This is a genomic window from Streptomyces sp. AC1-42W, from assembly GCF_003248355.1.
Classification (GTDB): Bacteria; Actinomycetota; Actinomycetes; order Streptomycetales; family Streptomycetaceae; genus Streptomyces.
This window is the reverse complement of sequence record NZ_QKWY01000002.1, coordinates 2,650,550-2,676,246: the sequence shown is the minus strand read 5'-3', so window position 1 is coordinate 2,676,246 and position 25,697 is coordinate 2,650,550. Positions and strand designations below refer to the sequence as shown.

The 25,697-nt window shown below is 73.3% G+C and carries 26 protein-coding genes and 2 pseudogenes; 22 read left to right on the top strand and 6 right to left on the bottom strand.

The features are described from left to right. Positions 1–25 precede the first annotated feature (25 nt). The 3 genes from DNK56_RS29955 to DNK56_RS29945 all read right to left on the bottom strand — a co-directional run bounded on the left by DNK56_RS29955 (position 26) and on the right by DNK56_RS29945 (position 2,283). Positions 26–619 (bottom strand): flavoprotein, encoded by a 594-nt coding sequence (locus DNK56_RS29955; RefSeq protein WP_111338903.1) that lies wholly within the window; start codon positions 617–619, stop codon positions 26–28. After that, positions 619–1,980 (bottom strand): radical SAM protein, encoded by a 1,362-nt coding sequence (locus DNK56_RS29950; protein WP_111339671.1) that lies wholly within the window; start codon positions 1,978–1,980, stop codon positions 619–621. The genes DNK56_RS29955 and DNK56_RS29950 overlap by 1 nt, the downstream gene beginning before the upstream one ends. Before the next feature lie 96 nt (positions 1,981–2,076). After that, positions 2,077–2,283 carry an aroma-sacti cluster domain-containing protein gene (locus tag DNK56_RS29945; RefSeq protein ID WP_111338902.1) on the bottom strand — a complete coding sequence of 69 codons (207 nt, stop codon included), beginning with the start codon at positions 2,281–2,283 and terminating at the stop codon, positions 2,077–2,079. Positions 2,284–2,504: 221 nt separating this feature from the next. Here DNK56_RS29945 and DNK56_RS36865 point away from each other — a divergent pair. The 6 genes and pseudogenes from DNK56_RS36865 to DNK56_RS29920 form a co-directional block, all read left to right on the top strand. Next, positions 2,505–2,648, top strand: a pseudogene (locus DNK56_RS36865) (helix-turn-helix domain-containing protein); the annotation flags it as partial. A 6-nt stretch (positions 2,649–2,654) separates the two neighbouring features. Beyond that, positions 2,655–3,023, top strand: coding sequence for an aroma-sacti cluster domain-containing protein (locus DNK56_RS29940; protein WP_241990129.1), 369 nt, complete (start codon positions 2,655–2,657; stop codon positions 3,021–3,023). After that, positions 3,020–6,259 carry an adenylate/guanylate cyclase domain-containing protein gene (locus DNK56_RS29935; protein WP_111338901.1) on the top strand — a complete coding sequence of 1,080 codons (3,240 nt, stop codon included), beginning with the start codon at positions 3,020–3,022 and terminating at the stop codon, positions 6,257–6,259. The genes DNK56_RS29940 and DNK56_RS29935 overlap by 4 nt, the downstream gene beginning before the upstream one ends. Continuing rightward, positions 6,256–7,137 carry a S8 family serine peptidase gene (locus tag DNK56_RS29930; protein WP_111338900.1) on the top strand — a complete coding sequence of 294 codons (882 nt, stop codon included), beginning with the start codon at positions 6,256–6,258 and terminating at the stop codon, positions 7,135–7,137. The genes DNK56_RS29935 and DNK56_RS29930 overlap by 4 nt, the downstream gene beginning before the upstream one ends. Next, positions 7,124–7,675, top strand: coding sequence for a GAF domain-containing protein (locus tag DNK56_RS29925; RefSeq protein ID WP_111338899.1), 552 nt, complete (start codon positions 7,124–7,126; stop codon positions 7,673–7,675). Before DNK56_RS29930 ends, DNK56_RS29925 begins: the two co-directional genes overlap by 14 nt. Next, positions 7,668–8,669, top strand: coding sequence for a hypothetical protein (locus tag DNK56_RS29920; RefSeq protein ID WP_111338898.1), 1,002 nt, complete (start codon positions 7,668–7,670; stop codon positions 8,667–8,669). The genes DNK56_RS29925 and DNK56_RS29920 overlap by 8 nt, the downstream gene beginning before the upstream one ends. 11 nt (positions 8,670–8,680) lie before the next feature. On the opposite strand, the gene DNK56_RS29915 is transcribed toward DNK56_RS29920, so the two are convergent. Further along, a complete protein-coding gene (locus DNK56_RS29915) occupies positions 8,681–9,577 on the bottom strand; it encodes a LysR family transcriptional regulator (protein ID WP_111338897.1) in 897 nt (298 codons plus the stop codon). A 143-nt stretch (positions 9,578–9,720) separates the two neighbouring features. Here DNK56_RS29915 and DNK56_RS29910 point away from each other — a divergent pair, with 143 nt between their 5' ends. Together DNK56_RS29910 and DNK56_RS29905 are read left to right on the top strand one after the other, a co-directional pair. Continuing rightward, the gene (locus DNK56_RS29910) at positions 9,721–11,274 is read left to right on the top strand and encodes a 3-hydroxyacyl-CoA dehydrogenase (RefSeq protein WP_111338896.1); all 1,554 of its coding nucleotides are present in this window, start codon (positions 9,721–9,723) and stop codon (positions 11,272–11,274) included. A 107-nt stretch (positions 11,275–11,381) separates the two neighbouring features. Then, a complete protein-coding gene (locus tag DNK56_RS29905) occupies positions 11,382–11,786 on the top strand; it encodes a VOC family protein (protein WP_111339669.1) in 405 nt (134 codons plus the stop codon). Here DNK56_RS29905 and DNK56_RS29900 read toward each other — a convergent pair. Then, entirely contained in the window at positions 11,783–12,478 is a 696-nt protein-coding gene (locus DNK56_RS29900; RefSeq protein WP_111338895.1) for a helix-turn-helix domain-containing protein, read from the bottom strand. The two genes, DNK56_RS29905 and DNK56_RS29900, sit on opposite strands and share 4 nt — an antisense overlap. Positions 12,479–12,533: 55 nt before the next feature. Here DNK56_RS29900 and DNK56_RS29895 point away from each other — a divergent pair, with 55 nt between their 5' ends. After that, complete coding sequence (locus DNK56_RS29895; RefSeq protein WP_111338894.1) at positions 12,534–12,902, top strand: CU044_2847 family protein; 369 nt, start codon at positions 12,534–12,536, stop codon at positions 12,900–12,902. 4 nt (positions 12,903–12,906) lie between these two features. Here DNK56_RS29895 and DNK56_RS29890 read toward each other — a convergent pair whose 3' ends face one another. After that, entirely contained in the window at positions 12,907–14,076 is a 1,170-nt protein-coding gene (locus tag DNK56_RS29890) for a YihY/virulence factor BrkB family protein (protein WP_111338893.1), read from the bottom strand. A gap of 17 nt (positions 14,077–14,093) precedes the next feature. On the opposite strand from DNK56_RS29890, the pseudogene DNK56_RS29885 reads away from it, so the two are divergent. The 13 genes and pseudogenes from DNK56_RS29885 to DNK56_RS29830 form a co-directional block, all read left to right on the top strand. Further along, positions 14,094–14,549: pseudogene (locus DNK56_RS29885) on the top strand (DNA alkylation response protein); the annotation flags it as partial. A gap of 366 nt (positions 14,550–14,915) precedes the next feature. After that, entirely contained in the window at positions 14,916–16,196 is a 1,281-nt protein-coding gene (locus DNK56_RS29880; protein ID WP_111338892.1) for a helix-turn-helix domain-containing protein, read from the top strand. Positions 16,197–16,250: 54 nt separating this feature from the next. Continuing rightward, entirely contained in the window at positions 16,251–16,859 is a 609-nt protein-coding gene (locus DNK56_RS29875) for a GNAT family N-acetyltransferase (RefSeq protein ID WP_111338891.1), read from the top strand. A gap of 150 nt (positions 16,860–17,009) precedes the next feature. Then, the gene (locus DNK56_RS36610; RefSeq protein WP_309474722.1) at positions 17,010–17,093 is read left to right on the top strand and encodes a putative leader peptide; all 84 of its coding nucleotides are present in this window, start codon (positions 17,010–17,012) and stop codon (positions 17,091–17,093) included. Positions 17,094–17,209: 116 nt separating this feature from the next. Then, a complete protein-coding gene (locus tag DNK56_RS29870) occupies positions 17,210–18,904 on the top strand; it encodes a nitrite/sulfite reductase (protein ID WP_111338890.1) in 1,695 nt (564 codons plus the stop codon). Beyond that, on the top strand, positions 18,901–19,080 hold the full coding sequence (locus DNK56_RS29865; protein ID WP_111338889.1) for a hypothetical protein: 180 nt from the start codon (positions 18,901–18,903) through the stop codon (positions 19,078–19,080). Before DNK56_RS29870 ends, DNK56_RS29865 begins: the two co-directional genes overlap by 4 nt. Then, the gene (locus DNK56_RS29860) at positions 19,077–19,793 is read left to right on the top strand and encodes a phosphoadenylyl-sulfate reductase (protein ID WP_111338888.1); all 717 of its coding nucleotides are present in this window, start codon (positions 19,077–19,079) and stop codon (positions 19,791–19,793) included. Before DNK56_RS29865 ends, DNK56_RS29860 begins: the two co-directional genes overlap by 4 nt. Next, entirely contained in the window at positions 19,793–20,362 is a 570-nt protein-coding gene (gene cysC, locus DNK56_RS29855; RefSeq protein ID WP_111338887.1) for an adenylyl-sulfate kinase, read from the top strand. Before DNK56_RS29860 ends, cysC begins: the two co-directional genes overlap by 1 nt. Then, on the top strand, positions 20,359–21,294 hold the full coding sequence (cysD, locus tag DNK56_RS29850; RefSeq protein WP_111338886.1) for a sulfate adenylyltransferase subunit CysD: 936 nt from the start codon (positions 20,359–20,361) through the stop codon (positions 21,292–21,294). Before cysC ends, cysD begins: the two co-directional genes overlap by 4 nt. Before the next feature lies 1 nt (position 21,295). Beyond that, a complete protein-coding gene (locus DNK56_RS29845) occupies positions 21,296–22,636 on the top strand; it encodes a sulfate adenylyltransferase subunit 1 (protein ID WP_111338885.1) in 1,341 nt (446 codons plus the stop codon). Positions 22,637–22,870: 234 nt separating this feature from the next. Next, positions 22,871–23,977 (top strand): aliphatic sulfonate ABC transporter substrate-binding protein, encoded by a 1,107-nt coding sequence (locus DNK56_RS29840; RefSeq protein WP_111338884.1) that lies wholly within the window; start codon positions 22,871–22,873, stop codon positions 23,975–23,977. A gap of 34 nt (positions 23,978–24,011) precedes the next feature. After that, positions 24,012–24,800 carry an ABC transporter ATP-binding protein gene (locus tag DNK56_RS29835; protein ID WP_111338883.1) on the top strand — a complete coding sequence of 263 codons (789 nt, stop codon included), beginning with the start codon at positions 24,012–24,014 and terminating at the stop codon, positions 24,798–24,800. Next, a complete protein-coding gene (locus DNK56_RS29830) occupies positions 24,787–25,695 on the top strand; it encodes an ABC transporter permease (protein ID WP_111338882.1) in 909 nt (302 codons plus the stop codon). The genes DNK56_RS29835 and DNK56_RS29830 overlap by 14 nt, the downstream gene beginning before the upstream one ends. Positions 25,696–25,697: the final 2 nt, after the last annotated feature.

Below are 25,697 nucleotides of genomic sequence, written 5' to 3'. Positions count from 1 at the left end.
TCTTCTCCTTCTGCTGGTGGGGTGCTCAGCCGCCGAGCGGGTCGACCGGCATGGCCAGGAACTCGCCGATCACCGTGGCCACGGTGCTGGACGGGGGCAGCCCGAGGTTCTTGCGCACCTCGCCCGCGGCGATCTGCCAGGCGGGTGCGGGTACCGGGTCGATGACCGCGTGGCCGTCCGCGCGCAGCCGGTCGACGTTGCGGCGGACGGCGGGGCGCTCCCACATCAGGCTGTTCATGCTCGGGAAGAACACCACGGGGCGCTCATGGGCGAGCAGGGCGGAGCTGAGCAGTCCGGAGGCGAGTCCGTTGGCGGCCTGGCCGAGCATGTTGGCGGTGGCGGGCAGTACGACGAAGCGTTCCGCCCAGACGGCCGGGGCGACATGACCGGCCGTCAGTTCGTCCTCGCCGTCGCAGTAGACGGTGCGGCACAGCAGCCGCATGGTGGAGGGCGGGATGATCGCGGCGGCGGACCGGGTCATGATCATGCGGATCTCGACGCCGGGTCCGAGGCCGGTGCGCAGCGCCATGAGGTACTGCGGCACCGCGAGCACGTTGCCGGAGCCGCAGACCCCGATGAGCAGCCGGCGCGGGGTGTCCGGGCCGGTTCCGGCCGCCATCACCGGGCTCCGGCGGGCTCACCGGCCACGCGCAGTCCGCATTCGGCGGCGACGAGGTCGAACCGGTCCTGGACGTTGTACTTGTAGGAGGGGCAGGGCGGATGGCCCTCCTGCCATGCTTTGGGGCAGGAGCCGCCGCAGGTGGGCATGAAGACGCAGCCCTTGCACCAGGTGGTGCCCGCGGCGATCTCGTCGTTCCAGCCGTCGAAGGGGCCGAGCGGCCGCAGGGGTTCGGTGCCGGCCCGGTCGATGTGTGTCAGGGCGAGGGTGCGCTCGGCCTCGGGGACGAGGGGGTACTCGCTGCACGAGAAGATGCTGCCGGTGCTGCTGATGATCTCGGACGAGCGGGTCGTGGCGGGGCAGAGGACCTTGTGCACGGTGGCCGGCAGCAGCTGGGTGTGCAGCCCGTGCTCGGTGAGCAGCCGGAGCCACCCCGCCTCGCGTTCGGCGAAGGTCTGCTTGGACACCTCGATCGCCGATACGTCGTTTCCCCACGAGTGCACGGGATGGATCGAGAAGGAGACACGGGGATGGCTGAATCCCTGCTCCGCCATCATCTCGATATAACGCGGCAGGGCGTCCTGGTTGTGCACGTCGACATTCGTCCGGAAAGTGAAATGGGTGGGGCCGAGATCCGGTTCATCGAGCACGGAACGCACCGCGCGCACGATGTTCCAGAATGATCCGCGACCGCTTTTCAGGGGCCGGTGTTCATTGTGTATGTCCGGCGGTCCGTCGATCGTGATCTCGAAATGGGTGATACCACAGGAACGGATGAGCGTGGTGATTTTCCTGGTGGTCAGGAGGGAGCCGTTGGTGACGATCACCGAGGAGTAGGCGACCTCGCGTTCGGCGGCGGCGGCCACGAACCGCGGGGCCAGGTCGCGGATGACCGCGTAGCCCATCATCGGTTCGGCGCCGAACCAGTCGATGCGGGCGCCGCGGGTCTCCGGTGCGGTCACGGCGCGCAGCACCCGGTCGCGGACCCGGCTGCGGTGGGTGTGGGACAGCCCGCCCCGGGTGTGCTCCTGGCCGCAGTAGGCGCAGCCCATGTTGCAGTACGAGGTCGGCAGCAGCGCGATGTGCACGGCCGAGCGTTCGGCGGAGGCCTGCCGGTTGCGGTCGAGTACGGCGGTCAGCTCGTCCTCGCCGGCCGGGACGAGCAGCTGGGCCGCGCGCAGTACGCCGGTCCAGGCGGGGGTGAGCGCGGCGGCGTCACCGGCCTCCAGTGCCCGCGCGGTGGGCAGGTCGACCGCGAGCGTGCTCGCGGTGCGGGTGCTGTAGGCGAGCCGGACCGGGACGCCGCCGGTGTCGGCGTACGCGCGGTCGCTCAGCACCAGGTATCTGCTGACTTGGTCCATCATCACGCTCCCACTGGATGTCCGGGCGCACGGCGGTCCGGTGCGATGGCGCGGCGGGTCCGGCGGCATCGGCCGCCGGACCCGCCGCGGCTGGAATCAGCAGAGGACGTTGACCTGGTTGGCGTCGATCACCTGGCTCTGGCCCTCGACCGCACCCGACACGGCGTTGAGCCGGGCCTGGATCGAACCGAGGACCGCGACCTCGTCCGGGCTGAGGCCGTTGAAGACCTCGCGCTCGGAGTCCGACAGCAGGTCGACCTGGGTACCGGCACTGCGCAGCGCGTCCAGGGGTGCTTGCGACATGGGTCACTCCTTCGGGGAGAGGGTCACGGGCTGGTGCAACCGCAAGGCTGCTCCGGCGCCACCCGACTTCATATCCCTCGATCGACTATGAATCCGGTGGCTCTGTGGTTCCGCTCAAGGCGTTCTTGTCCGGAACATGACCCCCCGCTACTCTGACCTCCGGGAGTGCGGAACTCGTCTGCCGGCCCGCGCTTCGTTCATTGAAATGAGGGGTAGAGGGTTTGACCAGGCATGAGATTCTTATCGCTTCGCTCGTGGCCGCCGGCTCCTCGAACCGGGATATCGCCGAAGCGCTCTGCATCAGCCCGCACACGGTGGCGGCACACTTATGCAACATGTTACGAAGAACCGGCGCCTCCAACCGTACGGAAATGATTGCGCGACTGTACGCCCAGGGCGTTCTCGTCCAGGGAAGCTGGCCGCCGCTGCCCGCCGGTGAGCGGAAGGGGCAGGAGGCTCCCGAGGCCGTCGGCGCGCTCGCGGGCGCGGCGGTCGCGGAACGCTCGATCGGCGTGACCATCGACTGGCCGCACTACGGGAACGAGGTACCGGTAGCCATGACCTTCGACGCTCTGCACGCCCTTCGTGAGGCCGGGCATCCGGTGGACCTGCTGGCGGTGGAGCAGCGTTCGGTGCTCTCCGCGCTCAGCGAGCAGGAGGTCCAGGTCCTCAACTCCGTGAAGGAGCGGCTGGAAGCGGTCTCCGGTGAGGTGGAGGGACAGGACCTCAAGCTCCTGTGAACGGCGCGGTGCGGTGCGGCTCCTGTCGTGCCGCGGTGCCGGACGGGGCCCGGTTCTGCCCGGTGTGCGGCACCCCGCTCGTCTCGGGAACACCGTCGTCGGACAGCCGCAGAATCGTCACGGCACTGTTCATCGACCTCGTCGGCTCCACCGTGCTCGCCGAGACGCTGGACCCGGAGGCGCTGCGGCGCACGATGGACCGGTACTACACGGCGTGCACCACCGCCGTGGCCGAACACGGCGGTGTGGTCGAGAAGTTCATCGGCGACGCCGTCATGGCGGTGTTCGGGGCGTTCGTCACGCACGAGGACGACGCCCTGCACGCGGTCCGGGCGGCGTGCGCCGTACGGGAGGCGGTGACGGCCATCGGGACGGGGGTCGGCGGGTCCGCCGCCGGGGCGCGCCTGGACACCCACTGCGGGATCGCCTCGGGCGAGGCCGTGGTGGCGGGCGTGCTGGGCGGCGCGGCGCGGGTGGTCGGCGATGTCGTGCACACCGCGGCCCGGCTCCAGTCGCATGCCGCGCCGCACGAGATCCTGGTGAGCGACGAGACGGCCCGGCTGGTCGGCGCCCGCGTCCGGATGGAGGCCGTGGCCCCGCTGCGGGTCAAGGGCAAGCGCGAACCGGTCCCCGCCCGGCGGGTCCTCGCGCTCCTGGACGGCGCGAACCGCCAGGACCTGGTGCCGCTGATCGGCCGGGACGCCGAACTGGGCGTCCTGGCCCGCGAGTTCCGGGCGGCCGGCCGGGAGCGCCGCGGCCGGGTCGTCACGGTCACCGGTGCGCCGGGCGTCGGGAAGTCCCGCCTGGTACGGGAGTTCCTGGCCGGGCACGCCGCGGAGCGGGGGGCCGTCGTGCTGCGGGCCGCGTGCCAGGCGTACGGGACCGGGCTCGCCCACCGCCCGCTGGCCGAGGCCGTCTGGTCGCTGCCCGGCGGCTGGGACGAGGCGAAGGACGCGCTGGAGACGCTGCGGCCGAGCGCGGACCGGGCGGTCACCGCGCTCGCCGTCGCCCTGGACCTGTGCGCCGAGAGCGGGCTCCCGGTGAGCGTCAACGAGATCGGCTGGGCGTTCCGGCGGCTGCTGGAGGCGCTGGGCCGGGTCCGCGACGCCCCGGTGGTGCTGGTCGTCGAGGACTTCCAGTGGGCGCAGCCGACCCTCGCGGACCTGGTGGCGGAGCTGGCCGGGGCGGTCCGGGACACCGGGCTGCTGGTGCTGTGCGTGGCCCGCCCGGACACGGCGGCGCCGCCCGCCGCCGGTCTCGCGCTGCCGCTCGCTCCGCTGCCCCGCGCCGAGACCGAACGTCTGGTGGGACTCCTCGCTGACCGGGCGGAGGTCGCCGCGCAGGACGCGGTCGCCACCGCCGACGCGCTGGACCGGGTCGTGCGGGAGTGCGACGGCAATCCGCTCTTCGCGGAACTGCTGCTGGAGCATCTGGGCGGGCACCGGTCCGTGGACCAGGGCGTCCCGACCTCGATCCGGGTCCTGCTGACCGCCTGGCTGGACCGGCTGCCGGCCACCGACCGGGCCGTGCTGGAACGCGCGGCGGTGGCGGGCGGCTCGTTCACCGCCGGGGACGTGCACGCGCTCGCCGCGGACGGACCGGCGCCGGCCGGCCGGGTCCTGGACGAGGCGCTGGGCCGGCTGCTGGACTCCGCGGTGATCCATCCGTACGGGCCGCCCGGCACCTTCCGGTTCACCCGCGCGCTGGCCCGGGACACGGTGTACGAGATGACGTCGAAGGCGCGGCGGGCCGACTGGCACACCGTGCTCGCGGACCGGATCGAGAGCCGGGCACCGGGCACCGCCGAACCGGACCGGGCGGCGGTGGGCGCCGGACCTGGCCGGGATGCAGAGAGAGGCGCCGAACCGGGGCGGGCGGCGGAGGGGGGCGCCGGGCCCGTGCGGAACTCCGGGCCGGACCTGGCCCACCATCTGGAGTCCGCGTACCGGCTGCGGTCCGAGGCCGATCCGGGCGACCCCGGGCTGCCCGCGCTGACCGGGCGCGCCGCCCGCGCCCTGGTGGCGGCCGGGTATCTGGCCCTGCACCGCCGCGATCTGCCGGGCGCCGTCGCGCTGATGGAGCGGGGCCGCGACCTCACCCCGGACGGCGACCCGCAGCACCGGGTGCTGGCCGCCCGGATCACCGACGCGTACGCCGCGCTGGGCCGCTGGGACAGTGCCCGGTCGGCGGTCGCGGAGGCGGAGCGGCGGTGCGCGCGGGACGCTCCGGCGCGGGACACCTGCGCCATCCTGCGGCAGTTGATCGCGCTGCGCTCGGGCGGCCCCGAACCGGCCGGCGGCCCGTACTCCCCCGGTGCCGGGTACGCGGCGCCCGGCCCGGACGACGATCTGAGCTGGTGCCGGCTGCATCAGCTGTCCTCGCTGCGCAGTTTCGCCGAGGGCCGGATCGGGGCGGCCGAGAGCGCCATGCGCGACGCGCTGGACCGGGCGCGCGGGCTGGGCGACGCCTACGAGGGCCATCGCATCCTCGCCTCCATCTGCGAGCTGACGCAGTGGTCGCCGACGCCGCTGTCGCAGGCCGTCGCGCTCTGCGAGGACCTGGTGCGGCGGTTCGACGGCGACCGCAACCTGCTGGTGCCGGTGCTGCTGACCCGGGCCCGGCATCTGGCCCTGTCCAACCGGGTGGAGGCGGCCCGCGCGGACATCTCGCTGGTCCGCAGGCACTGCGACGACCTCCAACTGGCCCTCGGTGTGCTGGCCGCCGACCAGACGGCGGGGTTCGTGGAGTCGCTGGCCGGCGCGCATCCGGTGGCGGCCGGCCACTACACGGCGGCGGCGGACGGGCTCGACGCGCTGGGGCAGCACCGGACCGCGGCGACGCTGCGGCTGTACGCGGCGCGGGAGCGGCTGTGCGCCGGGACCGGTGCCGGTCCGGACCCGGCGGTGCTCGCCGCACCGCCCGCCGGGGCGCCCGAGGAGACCCGGACGCGGGCCGTGCGGCTGGCGCTGCGGGCGCGGGTCCGGGCGCGCGGCGGCGCGTACGGGGAGGCGGTCGGGGACGCCGAGTTGGCCACCGCCGCTCTGGAGGGCACCGACGACCCCTGTCTCATCGGCGATGTGTGGTTCGAGGCGGCCAGGGTGCTGGCCGCCTCCGGCGAACCGGGGCGCGCCCGGCAGGCGGCCGGGCGGGCGCTCGCCGCGCTGACGGCCAAGGAGGCCGTACTCCCCGCCCGGACCGTACGGGCGTGGCTGACCGGACTGGAGGAGAAGCGATGACCGATCCCGATCCCCCCTGGAGACGGCCGCCCAGGGCGCTGACGCCGGGCATGCCCGCCTGGGGTGTGACCCGGGAGCAGGCGCGCCAGGGGTTCGCGGCCGTCCCGATGGCCTCGGTCGGCCCGGAGTGGGCCTGGGGCGGGGCGGACGGTTCGGGGGTCCGGGTGTGCGTCGTGGACAGCGGGGTGGAGGCAGGGCATCCGCTGGTCGGGGCGGTCGAACCGGCGGTGACGGCCGTCCCGGACGAGGACGGCGAGGTGAGCATGGTGCCGTGCGAGCCGACCGACCGGGCCGGGCACGGCACCGCCTGCGCGGGGGTGATCCGGTCCGTCGCGCCCGGCGTCGCGCTCTCCTCCGCACAGGTGCTGACCGACGGCAGGACGGGCAGCGGGCCCGCCCTGCTCTCCGGGCTGTCCTGGGCCATCGAGCAGGGCTTCGACGTCATCAACCTGAGCCTGGCGACGACCCGTCCGGCCCTGACCGCGCAGCTCCACGAGCTGGTGGACCGGGCCTACTTCCGCCGCTGCGTGCTGGTCGTCTCCGCGCACAACCGGCCGGTGACCAGCTATCCCTGGTCGTTCTCCTCGGTGATCTCCGTCGCCAGCCACGACGAGGACGACCCGATGACGTACTACTACAACCCCGCGCCGCCCGTGGAGTTCCACGCGCGCGGGGTGCGCGTGCCCGTGGCGTGGCCCGGCGGCGGCACCATCCGCTCGACCGGCAACAGCTTCGCCGCGCCGCACATCGCGGGCCTGTGCGCGCTGATCCTCGGCAAGCACCCGTGGCTCACGCCGTTCCAGCTCAAGACGGTGCTGTTCCTCTGTGCCGCGAACACCGCCGGTCGCCTTGGAGGTGCCCAAGATGAACCCTGTTGACGCCGCGACGCCCACGGAGCGCCGCCTGCTCCAGTCCGTCGTGGAGGTCGCGCGCCATGCCTTCGGGGCGGCGGCCTCCTCGATCTTCCTCATCGATCCCGGCTCCGGCGACCTGGTCTTCGAGGCCGTCGCCGGCGAGGGCGACGGCCAGCTGGTCGGCACCCGCTTCCCGGCCGGGACCGGCATCGCGGGCTGGGTCGCCGCGTCCGGGCAGTCGATGCTCGTCGACGACCTGCGCGAGTCGCGGCACTTCTCCGGAGAGGCCGCCGCCTCCACCGGGTACGTCCCCGACAGCATCATGGCCGCCCCGCTGTTCAGCGAGGACGAGTGCGTCGGCGTCCTGGAGGTGCTGGACCGGGGCGCCAACGGCGTACGGGAGATGGCCGACGTGGAGCTGCTGGGGCTGCTGGCCGACCAGGCCGCGATCGGGCTCGAACTCCTCACCCGGCTGCGCGCCGCCGACCCCGGCATGCGCTCCGACAAGGCGCTCCGGCTCCTGGAGATGGCGGAGTCGCTGCTGGCCCGCTCCCATGGCTGAAGCGACGGCCGGGCGGGCCGTCCTGCTGCTGACCAGACGGGGCGACGGGGAGGCGACCGCGACGGCCGCGCTGCTGCACCGGATCGGAGTGCCGGTGCACCGGCTCGACGCGGACGGCCTGGCGGAGGTCCGGGCCGTCCGGGGGCCGGACGGCGTCCTCGACCTGGACGGGCACCGGTTCACGCCGACCGTGACCTGGCTGCGCCACTTCTCGGCGCGGGCCGCTTCCCCGGCCGGCACACCGGGCGGAAGGCTGGTGTACCGGGACGCGTGGAGCGTGCTGGCCCAGCAGCTCGCCGCCGCGTCCCCGGCCGCCATCGGCGCCGACGATCCGGGGCTGCTGGTGCAGCGGGACCGGGCGCGGGCGCTCGGGGTGCGCGTCCCGCGCGGGCTGGTCACCACCGACCCGGCGCGGGCGGCCGGGCTGCTGCCCGCCCGGCGCTATGTGCTGAAGGTGCTGGACCGGCACTACGTGGAGCCGGAGCCGGGGCGGCTCGACTGGTTCCTGCCCCGCGTGCTCGACCGCGACCGGCTCGACGGGTCCGGCGGTGCGGGTCTGCCGCGCGGGACGCCGGTGCTGCTCCAGGAGTACATCGGGCACGACACCGAGTACCGGGTCTACTGCGCCGGCGACGAGCTGCACGCCTTCGAGGTGGCCAAGGAGCGCCCGGAGGACGTCTGGGAGCGCCCCGACGAGGTGGTGGTGCGGCAGGTACGCGCTCCGGAGGCGGTGGCCGCGGCGGCGCGGGCGCTGGCCGGGGAGAGCGGCGTGGGGTACGGGGCGTTCGACTTCCTGTGGGCCGGGGGCGAGCCGGTGTTCCTGGAGATGAACGCGCACGGCGACTGGCAGTGGTTCGAGCGCAAGGCCGGCACCGACGCGGTGACCCGCGCGGTGGTGCGTACCGTGCGGGATCTGCACCGGTCCGCCGCCGGCGGGGCGCGCCCGGAGCCGGTCAGCCTGCTCGCCTTCCTCGGCGCGGGCCGGGGCGGCTGACCGGGCGGGGGTCAGCCGGCAGGGGTGGGCAGCGCGTTCTCCGCGACGGCGAGCACGGCGCGCAGGGCGGCCGAGGGGTTGTCCGTCCGCCAGGCGAGCGCGGCCTGGCGGCGGATCGGCGGCCCGGCGAGCGGCCGGTAGACGAGGCCGCCGAGCTGGATGTGCTGGACGGAGGTCACGGTCAGCGTGACCCCGACGCCCGCCGCGACCAGCGCCAGGATGGTGTACGAGTCCGGCGCCTCCTGCACCACGCGCGGATCGAACCCGGCCGCCTCGCACGCCTCGACCATCGCGTCGCGCACGGTGGAGCCGCTGTTGGCGGGGAAGGCGACGAACGGCTCGCCGGCCAGCGCGTCGAGCGGAATCCGCTGCCGGGCGGCGAGCGGATGGTCGAGAGGGAGCGCGCACACCAGCTCCTCTTCCTCGATCACCCGGCAGCTGACGCCCGGCCGGCTCACCGGCAGCCGGACGAACCCGAGGTCCAGCGAGCCGTCGGCGACCCGGGCGAGCGCCACATTGGCGTAGGTCTGCCCGGCCATGACCAGCTCGATGCCCGGATGGGCGGCCCGCACCGCGCGGGTGAGCAGCGGCAGCGTCTCGTGGCTGGAGGCGCCCGCGAAGCCGATGCGCACCCGTCCGTACGCGCCCCGGCCGGCCGCCCGCGCCGCCCGCACCGCCGTGTCGAGGTCCGCGAGCACGGTCCGGACCGGCTGGAGGAAGGACTCCCCCGCGCTGGTGAGCCGCACCGAGCGGGTGTTGCGTTCGAAGAGCTGGACGCCGAGTTCCCGCTCAAGGCCGCGGATGCGCTGGCTCAGCGGCGGCTGGGCCATCTGGAGGCGCCGGGCGGCCCGTCCGAAGTGCAGTTCCTCCGCCACCGCGAGGAACGCGGCGAGATGCCGCAGCTCCATGCCACCCCCCAGTTCCGCCGCCATGATTGATTCGCGCGGCGTCCGGGTCTGAGCCTAATTCGGTATTGGACGGGGATCAAAGGACGCTGACAGCGTCGGCAGCGCGGGCACCGGGCCCGCCCCGTCGAGAGGACAGGACCCGTATGCGTATCAGGATCGTCGGCGCCGGAGCCATGGGCCGCGGCATCGCCCAGTGGGCGGCCGTCGCCGGACACACCGTCGAGCTGGGCGACGTGCGGTCCGAGGCGGTGACGGACGCGGTGGCCTTCGTACGCTCCATGCTGGACCGGGCCGTGGCCAAGGGGCGGCTGACGGCGGCGGACGCGGAGGCCGCCGCGGGGCGGCTGGTCCCGCTGGACGACCCGTGGGCGCCGGGCCCCGGCGTGGCTCTGGTGATCGAGGCGGTGCGCGAGGACCTGGCGACCAAGGCCGAGGTGTTCGGCCGCCTGGAGCAGGCCCTGCCGGACTCCGCGGTCTTCGCGACCAACACCTCCTCGCTCTCGGTGACCCGGATCGCCGCCGCGCTGACGGACCCGGCGCGCCTGGCCGGGCTGCACTTCTTCAACCCGGTGCCGCTGATGCGGATCGTGGAGGTGGTGCCCGGCGCCGCCACCCGGCCGGAGATCCCGCCCATGCTGACCTCGTTCGTGGAGGGCTGCGGCCACCGTGCGGTGACGGTCGCGGACACCCCCGGCTTCCTCGTCAACCACGCGGGGCGCGGTCTGGTGACCGAGGCGCTCGCCCTGGTCGAGGAGAACGTGGGCGATCCGGCGGACATCGACCGGATCGCGCGGGACGTGCTGGGGCTGCGGATGGGCCCGTTCGAGCTGATGGATCTCACCGGGCTCGATGTGACCGCCGCCGTCATCGACTCCATCTGGACGGGCTTCCGCCACGAGGACCGGCTGCGCCCCTCCTATCTGACGCCGAACCGGGTGGTGGCCGGACTGCACGGCCGCAAGACCGGACGCGGCTGGTACGGGTACGGCCCCGAGGCCGCGGGGCCCGCGCCGGAGCCGCCGGTCACCGGCGACGCGGACCGCCCGGTGCACGTCTTCGCCCCGGACCCGGCGCGGGAGGCCGGCGCGGCCGTGCTCCGCGACGCGCTGGCCTCGGCGGGCGCGGCCGTGGAGCACGGGGAGCGGCCGTCCGCCGGGGCGCTGGTGCTGGTCCCGGTGTGGGGCGCCCCGGTCGCCTCGGCGGTGGCCGCGCACCATCTGCCCGCCGGGCGCACCTTCGGCGTGGACCCTCTGCCCGCGGCCGGGCGCCGCAGGGTGCTCGCGGTGACCCCGGCGGCGGACCCGGCCGCGGCGCGGGACGCGCGGGCGGTGCTGGCGCGGGCGGCCGGCGGCGAGGAGCCGTTCGCGGTGTCGGTGGTCCGGGACACGGCCGGTTCGGTGGCGCAGCGGCTGCTCGCCTCGATCGTGTCCGTGGCGGCGTCCATCGCGGAGCGGGGGCCGGCCTCCCCGGCCGACATCGACGTGGCCGTGACAACCGGGCTGGGGTATCCGGCGGGCCCGCTGGCCTGGGGCGACCGGGTGGGCGCGGCCCGGATGCTGGAGCTGCACCGGGCGCTGTACGCGTCGACGGGCGACCCCCGCCACCGCCCGACCCGCTGGGTCGCCGAGCGCGCGGCCCTGGGCCTGGCGCTGACGGAGCCGGGGACGTCACCGGCGGACGTGCTCGGGACGCCGTGACCGATGGGTCCGTGCCCAGTCGTGGGCGCAGCCGTGCCCGAGCCGTGGGCGCCGCCGTGACCGATTCGTACAAGACGGTGGGTCGGGGCGCGGCCTACGGTCGGTCCATGACTCCTCGACTCGACGCGATCGGTATCGCCACCGCCGACCTGCCCGCATCCCTCGCCTTCTACCGCCGGCTGGGCCTGGACATCCCGGAGGGGGCGGAGTCCGCGCCCCATGTGGAGGTGGTCCTGCCGGGCGGCGCGCGGCTGATGTGGGACGCGGAGGCCGTCGTCCGCTCCTACGACCCCGACTGGACCCCGGGGCCGTCCGGCGGTGACCGGGTGGGGCTCGCGTTCCTGTGCGACAGTCCGGCGGAGGTGGACGCGGTGTACGCGGACCTGACGGGCGCGGGCCACCGGGGCCATCTGAAGCCGTGGGACGCGGTGTGGGGGCAGCGGTACGCCGTCGTCCTGGACCCGGACGGCTGCGCGGTCTCCCTGTTCGCCCCGCCGGCCGCCGGGGCCTAGAGCCGGTCGAAGTACGCGGTCAGGGTGGTGCCGGTCAGGGCGCGCATGTCGCGCGCCAGGTGGGCCTGGTCGGCGCAGCCCGCCGCGAGGGCGGCCTCGGCGTACGGCAGTCCGGAGCGTACGAGGGCCAGGGCCCGTTGCAGGCGGAGAATCCGGGCGAGGGTCTTGGGCCCGTAGCCGAAGGCGGCGAGGGAGCGGCGGTGCAGTTGCCGGGTGCCGAGTCCGGCGGTTCCGGCCGCCTCGGCGACGGTGCCGCCGGACGCCAGGCGCGCCGCGACCGCGCGCATCGCCGGGTCCGGGGGCGGGGTGCGGGCGGCCCGGTCCAGGGCGATGTCCTCCAGCGCGCGGGCCGGGTCGGCCGCCTCGGCGACGCGCTCGGTGAGGCGGCGGACGCGGGCGCCGTCCCAGAGGGCGTCGAGCGGGACCCGGCGGTCGCGCAGTTCCGCTGCGTCCACGCCGAGCAGGGCGGGGGCGGTGCCGGGGGCGAAGCGGACCCCGGCCCAGCTGCCGCCGGTGCCGGACGCGGGCGCGGCGCGGGTGTCCGGTCCGGCGACAAGCAGCCGCTCCCCGCTCCAGAGCAGGTCCATGCAGCCGTCCGGGAGCACCGGGTGGACCGTGCCCGGCGGCGCGCTCAGCGTCCACACCGTCGCGCCGTCCAGCCGCGCGGCGCGCTCTGTGTAGTCGTCGGCCATGGCGCTAGTGTCGTCGGCGGACGCGGCGGACGCGAAATCGGCTACGGGGGCGGTCATGGCGTCACTGATGGAGTTCACCACGGAGAACGGGGCGACGGTGACCGTGGAGGTGGACCGTCATGCCCCGGGCGCGCAACTGGTCTCGCGGGACGGCGGGCACGCCCTGGCGCGGGCGGGGCGGACGTTCGACAGCGCGCTGGAGGGCATCCGCGCGGCGGCCGAGTCGGCGCTCGCCGTGTTCCGGGACGGAGCGCTGCGGCCGGACGGGGTGGAGCTGGAGTTCGGCGTGAAGATCACCTCGGAGGCGGGGGCGGTGATCGCGAAGAGCGCCCTGGAGGGCCATCTGACGGTGAAGCTGTCCTGGTCGCCGGGGGCGGCGGACCGGTCGGCCCCGCCGGCCCCCGCCCCGCCCGCCGCCGGTTAGCCGGTCACTCGTCGTACGGGTTCGCCGGCCGTTCGCCGTCCTTCTCGCGGGCGTGCAGCCGGGACTTCACGTCGTCCGGGGGCAGGAACCGCGACCACCGCTCGGGGAACTCGGAGGGCATGTACGGACTGTCGCCCTCGTCCTCGTCGTCGTCCTCGTCGAGCGGACCGCCGTGCCAGCTCTCCGCCCGGGTGCGGGCCACGAACTCGGCGGCCTGGGCGGCGCGCACCCGGTCGTTGGCGGCGCGGGCGGCGGCCGTGGCGACCGAGGGCCAGACCCGGTCGATGGCCGCGTTGACGGCGGCGCCGACGAGCACGGCGAACGCGGAGATGCCGATCCAGAGCAGGACCGCGATCGGCGCGGCCAGCGATCCGTAGATCGTGGGGCCCTCCACCGTGCTGGTCAGGTAGATCCGCAGCAGGAAGCTGCCCAGCACCCACATCGCCAGCGCCACCAGGGCGCCCGGCATGTCCTCGATCCACGGCGAGCGGACCGGTACGGACACGTGGTACAGCGTGGTGAGGAAGGCGACGGACAGCACGATCACCAGCGGCCAGTACAGGACGCTTATCAGCTCGGTGCCCCACGGTATGAACTCCACGACCCGGTCGGGGCCCACCACGAGCAGCGGCAGCACGACGGCCCCGAGCAGCAGCGCCACCACGTACAGCAGGAAGGCGAGCATCCGGGTCTTGACGATGCCGCGCTGGCCGTCCAGCCCGTACATCACGGTGATGGTGTCGATGAAGACGTTCACCGCGCGGGAGCCCGACCACAGGGCGATGGCGAAGCCGATGGAGATGATGTCGGGCCGGGCGCCCGTGGTGACGTCGGCCAGGAGCGGTTCGGCGAACTCCTTGACGCCGCGCTCGGAGAGCACGGTGTGCGCGGCGCTGAGGATGTTGCGCTCGATGGAGGCGACCGTGGTGGTGCTGGTCCACTCGTCCACGTATCCGAGCAGGCCGATCAGGCCCAGGAGCAGCGGGGGCAGGGACAGCAGGGTGAAGAACGCCGCTTCGGCGGCGAGTCCGAGGATGCGGTACTCCATGCACGAGTTGACCGTGTCCTTGAGCAACTGCCAGGCGAGCTGCCGCTTGGATACGTTGCGGTAGAGAACTCGGGCCCGGTGGAGCCGGCCCGGTGGTCGCTCGGGTGTTTCGTCTGCTGCCTGCACCTCTTTACCGTATCGGCATGGCAGCCACCACCCACACCGTGTCCAACCAGGTCCCTCCCCTGCTCGGCTATGACGTCTTCGGCGCGGACCGGGTGCTCGGCGAGGCCGTGGAACGCCATCTTCCGCCCGAGGTGCTGGCGGAGGCGCGGCAGGATCTGTCGGCGCTCGGCCGGTCCGCCGGCTCCGCGCAGGCGGCGGACCGGGGGGCGCGGGCCGATGAGAACCCGCCGAGGCTGCGCACCCACGACCGCTCGGGGCACCGCGTGGACGAGGTGGATTTCCACCCGGCCTGGCACCGGCTGCTGGGCCATGCGGTCGGCGCGGGGCTGACCGGCGGCTGGGACCGGCCGGGCGGACATGTGCGCCGGGCGGCCGGGTTCCTGGTCTGGACCCAGGCGGAGGCGGGGCACGGCGGCCCGCTGTCGACGACGCACGCGGCGGTGCCGGCCCTGCGCGCCGAGCCGGAGGTGGCGGACGCCTTCTGCGCGGCGCGCCTGGGCGGGGACGGGGGCGCGGTCTTCGGGACGCTGCCGCCCACCCCGGGCCTGGCCTCGATCGTGGAGCGGGCCCGGCCGGACGGGGCGGTGGCGGCTTGAGGGAACAGCGACGGGGGGTGGTGCTGCGCCGACACGGCACCACCCCCCATGCTGTACACACCGGACGTGGGGCCGGGGCCCGTCGGTACGGTGTACCGCCACTCTTGTACGGACCCGAGGCGCTCGCCAGAGTTGCAGAGGGTTGCAACCATTGTGTGGAGTTGCGGTGGCGGGGCACGAGTGGCGGCAGGATGGGGGTGCGGCCCCCGGACGGGGCCCGCTGCGGGGTGAGGGGGAACGGGCGTGGAGACGACTCCGCTCGGCGTGCTGCGGCCGGCCGCCCAGGAGAGCGCGGGGGCCAGACGTCTGGTGCACCGGGCCCGTGAGGCGCGGATGGCGGGCGACCGGATGCCGGCCGTGCCGCGCGCGGAGATCGGGGCCTCCTGGGACCGGGTGCTGCGCAGTGGGATCGATCCCGAGCAGACGACGCACAGCAGGCTCCTGGAGGCGGAGGAGATCGAGCACCGGCGCCGCAGCTCCGCGCTGGGCGAGGTGATGCCACTGCTCAGCGACGGGCTGACGAGCATCGCGGACGCCTCGCAGCAGATCATGGTGGTCACCGATGTGGACGGCCGGGTGCTGTGGCGCGAGGGCAACACCGCGGTGCTGCGGCGGGCGGACGGGATCTGTCTGGCGGAGGGCGCCGCCTGGTCCGAGGAGATCACCGGCACCAACGCGATCGGTACGGCGCTGGCCTCCCGCGCCCCGGTGCAGGTGCACTCGGCGGAGCACTTCGTGCGCAGTCTGCACGGCTGGACGTGTGCGGCGGCGCCGGTGCGCGATCCGCGTGACGGGCGGCTGATGGGCATCGTGGACATCAGCGGGCCGGCGTCCACCTTCCATCCGACGACGCTGGCGCTGGTGCGGTCGGTGGCGCGGCTGGCGGAGAGCGAGATCCGGGTGCGGCATCTGGAGGCGGTGGACCGGCTGCGCGCGGTGGCGGCGCCGGTGCTGAGCCGGCTGGGCGGCCGGGCGGTGGCGGTGGACGGCCACGGCTGGACGGCGGCGGTGACGGGGATGCCCCCGGTGGACCGGCTGCCGCTGCCGAAGTCGCTGGGGCCGGGGCGGGTGTGGCTGCCGTCGCTGGGGATGTGCCGGGTGGAGCCGCTGCCGGGCGGCTGGCTGGTGCAGGTGGCGGACGGGACGACGGACAGCCCGCCGCGCCGGGTGGTGCTGGATCTGAGCCGCCCCCGGGCGCTCGCGGTGAACGTGGTGGGCCCGGTGGGCACCTGGGCGCAGCGGCTCTCGCCGCGCCACGCCGAGCTGCTGTACGCGCTGGCGCTGCACCGGGAGGGGCGTACGGCGTCGGAGCTGGCGCAGGACCTGTTCGGCGACGCGACCCGGACGGTGACGGTGCGGGCGGAGATGTCGCGGCTGCGGCGCCATCTGGCCGAGGTGCTGGCGCACCGCCCGTACCGCTTCGTCGAGGGCGTGGAGGTGGAGGTCGTCGAGCCGGACGATCCGGCGGACCTGCTGCCGCGTTCCAGCGCGCCGGTGGTGGCGGCGGCGCGCGGGGCCGGCTGAGAGGCCGGGGGCCCGGCTTTCGCGCGAGGGGCCGGGCATGGTTGTCTGGCTGTCATGAGCGACCCCGTACGTGCCGCAGGACCGGCCCTCGAAGAGGTGACCATCTGGTCCCTGGAGCAGACCTCCCCGGACGATCTGCGGCCGTCCGCCGCGCCGGAGGGCGATGTCCGGATCATGCGGTCCGGGGTGCCGCTGCCCGAGTTCAGCCGGTTCCTGTACACGGCGGTCGGCGGTGACGTCCGGTGGACGGACCGGCTGGGCATGACGTACGCGCAGTGGCGCGAGGCGCTGGAGCGGCCGGGCGCGGAGACGTGGGTCGCGTACGCCGACGGCACCCCGGCCGGCTACATCGAACTGGACCCGCAGGACGACGGGGTCGTCGAGATCATGTACTTCGGGCTGATCCCGGCGTTCCGGGGGCGACGGATCGGCGGGCATCTGCTGTCGTACGGGGCGGCCCGCGCCTGGGACCTGGCCGAGCGGTGGCCGGAGCGACCGGCGACGAAGCGGGTGTGGCTGCACACCTGTTCCAAGGACGGACCGCACGCGATGGAGAACTACCGCAGGCGCGGCTTCCGGCTGTTCGACACCCGGACGGAACTGGAGGAATCGGTCGCCACGCCGGGTCCGTGGCCGGGCGCCGAACGCGAGCCGCTTTTCTAGCAAATCCCCTTGTCTGTCCGGTTCTACGCTCCGCCCCCGGCGCCCGATTTGCCCGTGACCGGCGCCACACCGTCTCATTCATCGGGACAGTCTCGTCCACATCATGGATAGTGGTGGACTGTCGCGAGATCCCCATGACACGCTTCCGTCATGTCCGGAACTGGAATTGCCTTGGTGAGTCGACGCCACGTCGACCTCGGCCGCATGTCCAGCGCCATCTGTCCGGTGAGCTGAGAGTCCCAGCACCGCCGCGATCCCCCTTTGCCTCAGTTCAGCCTGCGCACCGCCGCGCCTCACGCGAGTGTGCAGTTCAGAGCCGCCCTCCTGCAGTCCCGAAGGACGAATTTGCCATGGCCAGCACCGAACAACCTCCTACCGCCACGCCCCGCCGCAAGGCCGGTCGGCACCGTGGTGAAGGTCAGTGGGGCCTGGGATACACAACGCCCCTGAACGGCACCGAACAGTTCAAGCGGGACGACGACGGTCTCAATGTGCGGACACGCATTGAGACGATCTACTCCAAGCGTGGCTTCGACTCGATCGACCCCAACGACCTGCGCGGACGCTTCCGCTGGTGGGGCCTCTACACCCAGCGCCGCCCCGGAATCGACGGCGGCCACACCGGCGCGCTGGAGCCGGAGGAGCTTGAGGACAAGTACTTCATGCTGCGGGTCCGGGTGACCGGCGGCCGGCTCACCACCGCCCAGCTCCGCGTCATAGGCCAGGTGTCGCAGAAGTACGCGCGGGGCTCGGCGGACATCACGGACCGTCAGAACATCCAGCTGCACTGGGTGCGCATCGAGGACGTGCCGGCCATCTGGCGTGAGCTGGAGGCCGTCGGCCTGTCCACCACCGAGGCGTGCGGCGACTGCCCGCGCGGCATGCTGGGCTCGCCCGTCGCGGGCGTGGCCGAGGACGAGATCATCGACGGCTCCGCCGCGCTCGACGAGATCGCCCGCCGCTACCTCGGCGACCCGCGCTTCTCCAACCTGCCCCGCAAGTACAAGACCGCGGTCTCCGGCTCGCCCGTGCTGGACGTGGCGCACGAGATCAACGACATCTCGTTCGTCGGCGTCGTCCACCCCGAGCACGGCCCCGGCTTCGACCTGTGGGTCGGCGGCGGCCTGTCCACCAACCCCCGGTTCGGGGTGCGCCTGGGCGCCTGGGTGCCCGAGGAGGACGTGCCGGACGTCTGGGAGGGCGTCACCTCCATCTTCCGCGACTACGGCTACCGCCGGCTGCGCAACCGCGCCCGGCTGAAGTTCCTGATCGCCGACTGGGGCCCGGAGAAGTTCCGCCAGGTGCTGGAGGACGAGTACCTGCTGCGCAAGCTGAGCGACGGGCCCGCGCCCGAGCAGCCCAAGCAGCGCTGGCGCGACCACATGGGCGTGCACCGGCAGAAGGACGGCCGCTTCTACGTGGGCTGCGCGCCGCGCGTCGGCCGGCTGGACGGCTCCCAGATCGGCAAGATCGCCGAGCTGGCCGAGGCGCACGGCTCCGGCCGGGTCTCCACCACGGTCGAGCAGAAGCTGATCATCCTGGACGTGCCCGAGGACCGGGTCACCTCGCTGGTCGAGAGCCTTGAGGCGATGGACCTGCGGGTCAACCCCTCGACGTTCCGCCGCGGCACGATGGCCTGCACCGGCATCGAGTTCTGCAAGCTGGCGATCGTCGACACCAAGAAGCGGGGCAGCGACCTCATCGACGAACTGGAGCGCCGCCTCCCGGACTTCGACGAGCCGATCACCATCAACATCAACGGCTGCCCGAACGCCTGCGCCCGCATCCAGACCGCGGACATCGGCCTCAAGGGCCAGCTGATGATGACCGCGGACGGCGAGCAGGTCGGCGGCTACCAGGTCCACCTCGGCGGCTCGCTCGGCGTGGACGCCACCTTCGGCCGCAAGGTGCGCGGCCTCAAGGTCACCTCCGACGACCTGCCCGACTACATCGAGCGCGTCCTCGTCCGGTTCCAGGCCGAGCGCGAGGAGGGCGAGCGCTTCGCCGCCTGGGCCGCCCGCGCGAGCGTGGAGTCGCTGTCATGAGCGAGCGCGCCGCGCCGTTCCACTGCCCCTACTGCGGCGACGAGGACCTGCGCCCGCACGAGACCGGGCACGGGGCGTGGGAATGCGCCTCCTGCAATCGCGCGTTCCAGCTGAGGTTCCTGGGTCTGCTGAGCCGGGGACTGCAGCGCAACGACGTGGGAGGGGACGGGACATGACGGTCGCTCAGGAGCTGGACACGCTCACCGACGACGAGCTGAGGGACCTGGCCGAGCGGGCCGGGCGCGAGCTGGAGGACGCCTCCGCGCTCGACATCCTGAAGTGGGCCGCCGACACCTTCGGCAAGCGGTTCTGCGTCACCTCCTCGATGGAGGACGCGGTCGTGGCCCACCTCGCCTCGCGCGCCATGCCGGGCGTGGACGTGGTGTTCCTCGACACCGGCTACCACTTCGAGGAGACCATCGGCACCCGGGACGCGGTGGACGCCGTGATGGACGTCAACGTCATCACGCTGACCCCGCGTCAGACGGTCGCCGAGCAGGACGCCGCGTACGGGCCGAAGCTGCACGACCGCGACCCCGACCTCTGCTGCAAGCTGCGCAAGGTCCGGCCGCTGGAAGAGGGCCTGACCGCCTACGCGGCCTGGGCGACCGGGCTGCGCCGCGACGAGTCCCCGACCCGGGCGAACACCCCGGTGGTCGGCTGGGACGAGAAGCGCCGCAAGGTCAAGATCTCGCCCATCGCCCGCTGGACCCAGGACGACGTCGACGCCTACGTCGCCGAGCACGGGGTGCTCACCAACCCGCTGCTGATGGACGGCTACGCCTCCGTCGGCTGCGCGCCCTGCACCCGCCGGGTGCTGGAGGGCGAGGACGCGCGGGCCGGCCGCTGGGCCGGGCGGGGCAAGACCGAGTGCGGGCTGCACGGCTGATGACGACTGATCAGGAGAATTCGATGAGCGTGACGGAGACGGGAGCCACCGTCTGGCTGACCGGTCTGCCGAGCGCCGGCAAGACCACCATCGCGTACGAACTCGCCGGGCGGCTGCGGGCCGAGGGCCACCGCGTCGAGGTGCTCGACGGCGACGAGATCCGCGAGTTCCTCTCGGCCGGTCTGGGCTTCTCCCGCGAGGACCGGCACACCAACGTCCAGCGGATCGGCTTCGTCGCCGAGCTGCTGGCGGCCAACGGCGTCAAGGCCCTGGTCCCGGTCATCGCCCCGTACGCGGACAGCAGGGACGCCGTCCGCAAGCGGCACGAGGCCGAGGGCACCGCGTACCTGGAGGTGCACGTGGCCACGCCGGTCGAGGTGTGCTCGGAACGCGATGTGAAGGGGCTGTACGCCAAGCAGGCGGCGGGCGAGATATCCGGGCTCACCGGGGTGGACGACCCCTACGAGGCACCCGAGTCGCCCGATCTGCGCATCGAGTCGCACCGCCAGACCGTGCAGGAGTCCGCGGCGGAGCTGTACGCGCTGCTGAGCGAGAGGGGTGCGGCGTGACGACCGTCGCGACTGTGCATGAGGGCACCGACCATCCGTACGCGCTGAGCCACCTGGACTCGCTAGAGTCCGAGGCGGTGCACATCTTCCGCGAGGTGGCGGGCGAGTTCGAGAAGCCGGTGATCCTGTTCTCCGGCGGCAAGGACTCGATCCTGATGCTGCACCTGGCGCTCAAGGCGTTCGCCCCCGCGCCGGTGCCGTTCGCGCTGCTGCACGTGGACACCGGGCACAACTTCCCCGAGGTGCTGGCCTACCGCGACCGCGTGGTCGCCGAGCACGGGCTGCGGCTGCACGTCGCGTCGGTCCAGGAGTACATCGATGCCGGCAAGCTCCGCGAGCGCCCCGACGGCACCCGTAACCCGCTGCAGACCGTGCCGCTGACCGAGGCCATCCAGCAGCACCGCTTCGACGCCGTCTTCGGCGGCGGGCGGCGCGACGAGGAGAAGGCCCGCGCCAAGGAGCGGGTGTTCTCGCTGCGCGACGAGTTCTCCCAGTGGGACCCGCGACGCCAGCGCCCCGAGCTGTGGAACCTGTACAACGGCCGGCACGCGCCCGGCGAGCACGTACGCGTCTTCCCGATCTCCAACTGGACCGAGCTGGACGTCTGGCAGTACATCCAGCACGAGGGCATCGAGCTCCCGTCGATCTACTTCGCCCACGAGCGCGAGGTCTTCAACCGCTCCGGCATGTGGCTGACCGCCGGCGACTGGGGCGGGCCCAAGGAGCACGAGCGGACCGAGACCCGGCAGGTGCGCTACCGCACCGTGGGCGACATGTCCTGCACCGGCGCCGTGGACTCCGACGCCACCACGCTGGACGCGGTGATCACCGAGATCGCCGCCTCCCGGCTCACCGAACGGGGCGCCACCCGTGCCGACGACAAGATGTCCGAGGCCGCGATGGAAGACCGCAAGCGCGAGGGGTACTTCTAAGATGACCACGCCCACCCAGTCGGCCGAGCTGCTCGCGGCCACCACCCTGCTGCGGTTCGCCACCGCGGGGTCGGTGGACGACGGCAAGTCCACGCTCGTCGGGCGGCTGCTGCACGACTCCAAGTCGGTCCTCACCGACCAGCTGGAGGCGGTCGAGCACGCCTCGCGCAACCGCGGTCAGGAGGCGCCGGACCTGGCGCTGCTGACCGACGGGCTGCGGGCCGAGCGCGAGCAGGGCATCACCATCGATGTCGCCTACCGCTACTTCGCCACCGCCCGGCGCCGGTTCATCCTCGCCGACACGCCCGGCCATGTGCAGTACACCCGGAACATGGTCACCGGCGCCTCCACCGCCGAGCTGGCCGTGGTGCTGGTCGACGCCCGCAACGGCGTCGTCGAGCAGACCCGCCGGCACGCCGCCGTCGCCGCCCTGCTGCGCGTCCCGCACGTCGTCCTCGCCGTCAACAAGATGGACCTGGTCGACTACGCGGAGCCGGTGTTCGCCGCCATCGCCGAGGAGTTCACCGCGTACGCGGCCTCCCTCGGCGTGCCGGAGATCACCGCGATACCCATATCCGCGCTGGCCGGCGACAACGTCGTCGAGCCGTCCGCGAACATGGACTGGTACGGCGGCCCGACCGTCCTGGAGCACCTGGAGACGGTCCCGGTCAGCCACGACCTGACCGCCTGCCACGCCCGCTTCCCGGTCCAGTACGTGATCCGGCCGCAGACCGCCGAGCACCCCGACTACCGGGGCTACGCGGGCCAGATCGCGGCCGGCGTGTTCCGGGTCGGCGACGCCGTCACCGTGCTGCCCTCGGGCCGCACCACCACCATCGAGGGCATCGACCTGCTCGGCGAGAGCGTGAACATCGCCTGGGCGCCCCAGTCGGTGACGCTGCGCCTCACGGACGACATCGACGTCTCGCGCGGCGACCTCATCGCCCCGGCCGCCGACGCCCCGGTCACCACCCAGGACGTCGAGGCGACCGTCTGCCACGTCGCGGACGAGCCGCTCACCGTGGGCCGGCGGGTGCTGCTCAAGCACACCACCCGCACGGTCAAGGCGATCGTGAAGGACATCCCGTCGCGGCTGGGTCTCGACGACCTGTCCCAGCACCCGGCGCCGGGCAAGCTCGTCGCCAACGACATCGGCCGGGTCGTGGTCCGTACCGCCGAGCCGCTCGCGCTCGACGCGTACGCCGACTCCCGCCGCACCGGTTCCTTCCTGCTGATCGACCCGGCGGACGGCACCACGCTCTCGGCCGGCATGGCGGGCGCGTCGTTCGCCGCCGCCGAGGAGCCGGCGGCCGCGGACGACGACGCGGAGTGGGACTTCTGATGGGTGTCGACGTCTTCTCGACCTTCGCCAAGGAGGGCGGCCGCATCGGCAGCGGCGCGGTCGGGAGTGGACAGGGCGGTGTCGGGCGATGTGCGCGATGACGTACGCGCACCGCCCGCGCGCCCGGCAGCACCAACCGCACCGCCCGTCCAGACGCAGACCTGCCGATCTCCCGGCCGCGCCCCCGCATATACGAGGGGCGTGAGCACCGGGCCTCCGAGAGGAACACCTCCCGTGCCTGCCCCCCGTACCACGCGGCGCCGTGGCATCGCCGCACTCGCCGCCCCGCCCCTGCTGGCCCTGGCCCTGACCGCCTGCGGCTACGGCTCGCAGGCGCCGGACGACGCGAAGGCCAACGTCGCCCGCGGCGAGAAGCTGTCCGCCGACACCGTGCGCATCGGGTACTTCCCCAACCTCACCCACGCCACCGCGCTCGTGGGCGACCAGGAGGGGCTGTTCCAGAAGGAACTGGGCGGCACCCAGCTCAAGACGGCCGTCTTCAACGCCGGCCCGTCCGAGATCGAGGCGCTGAACGCCGGCTCGATCGACATCGGCTTCATCGGCCCGTCGCCGGCCATCAACGGCTACACCAAGTCCAAGGGCCGGAACCTGCGGATCATCGGGGGCTCCGCCTCCGGCGGCGTCAAGCTCGTCGTGAACCCGGAGAAGATCAGGACCACGGCCGACGTCAAGGGCAAGCGGATCGCCACCCCGCAGCTCGGCAACACCCAGGACGTGGCGTTCCTCCACTGGATCTCCGAGCAGGGCTGGAAGGTCGACGCGCAGAGCGGCAAGGGCGACGTCTCCGTCATCCGCACGGACAACAAGGTGGCCCCCAACGCCTACCGCTCCGGCTCCATCGACGGCGCCTGGGTACCCGAGCCGACCGCCGCCAAGCTGGTCGCCGAGGGCGCGAAGGAACTGCTGGACGAGTCGACGCTGTGGCCGGACGACAAGTTCGTGATCACCAACATCATCGTGTCGCAGAAGTTCCTGGACGAGCACCCGGACGTCGTGGAGGCCGTGCTGCGCGGCTCGATGGTCACCAACTCCTGGATCAACGACAACCCGGACAAGGCGAAGAAGTCCGCCAACGCCGCGCTGAAGAAGCTCACCGGCAAGGAACTGCCGCCCGAGGTCATCGACCCGGCCTGGAAGTCGATCCGGATCACCGACGACCCGCTGGCCGCCACGCTCGACGCACAGGCCGAACACGCGGTGGACGCGGGTCTGCTGGACAAGCCCGACCTCAAGGGCATCTACGACCTGAAGCCGCTCAACAAGCTCCTCAAGGCCGCGGGCAAGCCCGCGGCCGACGACGCCGGACTCGGCGCCGAGTGACCAGCCGCCCGAAGACTCCCAGGAGGTGACGACCATGGCGACCACCCTCACCAAGGCCGAGGACCGCGTCGCGGTCGGGCACGCCGCCCGTATCGCGCATGTCTCGAAGTCCTTCGCCGGGCCCGCGGGCACGCAGCTGGTCCTGGACGACATCAGTCTCGATGTCGCTCCGGGCGAGTTCGTCACGCTCCTGGGTGCCTCCGGGTGCGGCAAGTCGACGCTGCTCAACCTCGTGGCCGGGCTCGACCGGCCGACCGGCGGCACCATCGAGACGCCCGGCGGCCGCCCGGCGCTGATGTTCCAGGAACACGCCCTGTTCCCGTGGCTGACCGCCGGCAAGAACATCGAACTGGCCCTGCGGCTGCGCGGGGTGCCCAAGGCGCGGCGGCGCGGCGAGGCGGAACGCCTGCTGGAGCTGGTGCGGCTGGGCGGGGCGTACGGCAAGCGGGTGCACGAGCTGTCCGGCGGCATGCGGCAGCGCGTGGCGATGGCCCGCGCGCTCGCCCAGGACAGCCAGCTGCTGCTGATGGACGAGCCGTTCGCCGCGCTCGACGCCATCACCCGTGACGTGCTGCACGACGAGCTGACCCGGATCTGGCGCGAGACCAACGTCTCGGTCCTGTTCGTCACGCACAACGTGCGCGAGGCCGTGCGCCTCGCCCAGCGGGTCGTCCTGCTGTCGTCCCGGCCCGGCCGGATCGCCCGCGAGTGGACGGTCGGCATCGAGCATCCGCGCCGCATCGAGGACACCGCCGTCGCGGAACTGTCCGTCGAGATCACCGAACAACTGCGTGGGGAGATCCGCCGTCATGGCGAGCACTGACATCAAGTCGGACGAGGCGGGGTCCGGCGGGAGCAGGCCGGACGACCTGGCCGGCCTGGAGGCCGGGCTGGACGCCCTGGACGCCGTACAGGTGCACCGCACCCCGGTCCGCGAGGTCCTGGTGCGCAAGGTCCTGCCGCCGCTGGTCGCGGTGGCGCTGGTCCTGGTCGTCTGGGAACTGCTCGTGCGGGCGGAGGTGACGGAGGACTACAAGCTGCCGTCACCCGGCGCCGTCTGGGACAGCGCCCGCGAGATGTGGCTCCAGGGCACGCTCCTGGACGTGGTGTGGACCAGCGTCTCGCGCGGTCTGCTCGGCTTCCTGCTGTCGGTGGCGATCGGTACGCCGCTGGGGCTGCTGGTGGCGCGGGTGAAGTTCGTGCGCGCCGCGATCGGCCCCATCCTGTCCGGGCTGCAGTCGCTGCCCTCGGTGGCCTGGGTGGCGCCGGCGGTGATCTGGCTCGGGCTGAACGACTCGATGATGTTCGCGGTCATCCTGCTCGGCGCGGTGCCCTCGATCGCCAACGGCCTGGTCTCGGGCGTCGACCAGGTGCCGCCGCTGTTCCTGCGGGCGGGGCGGACGCTGGGCGCGACCGGGCTGCGGGGCACCTGGCTGATCGTGATGCCGGCCGCGCTGCCGGGCTATCTGGCGGGGCTCAAGCAGGGCTGGGCGTTCTCCTGGCGTTCGCTGATGGCCGCCGAGATCATCGCCTCCTCGCCGGATCTCGGCCTGGGTCTCGGGCAGTTGCTGGAGAACGGCCGCAACAACGCGGACATGCCGGGGATCTTCCTCGCCATCATCCTGATCCTGTTCGTCGGCATCGCCATCGACCTGCTCATCTTCAGTCCGCTGGAGCGGTGGGTGCTGCGCAGCCGCGGTCTCCTCGTCAAGAACTGAGC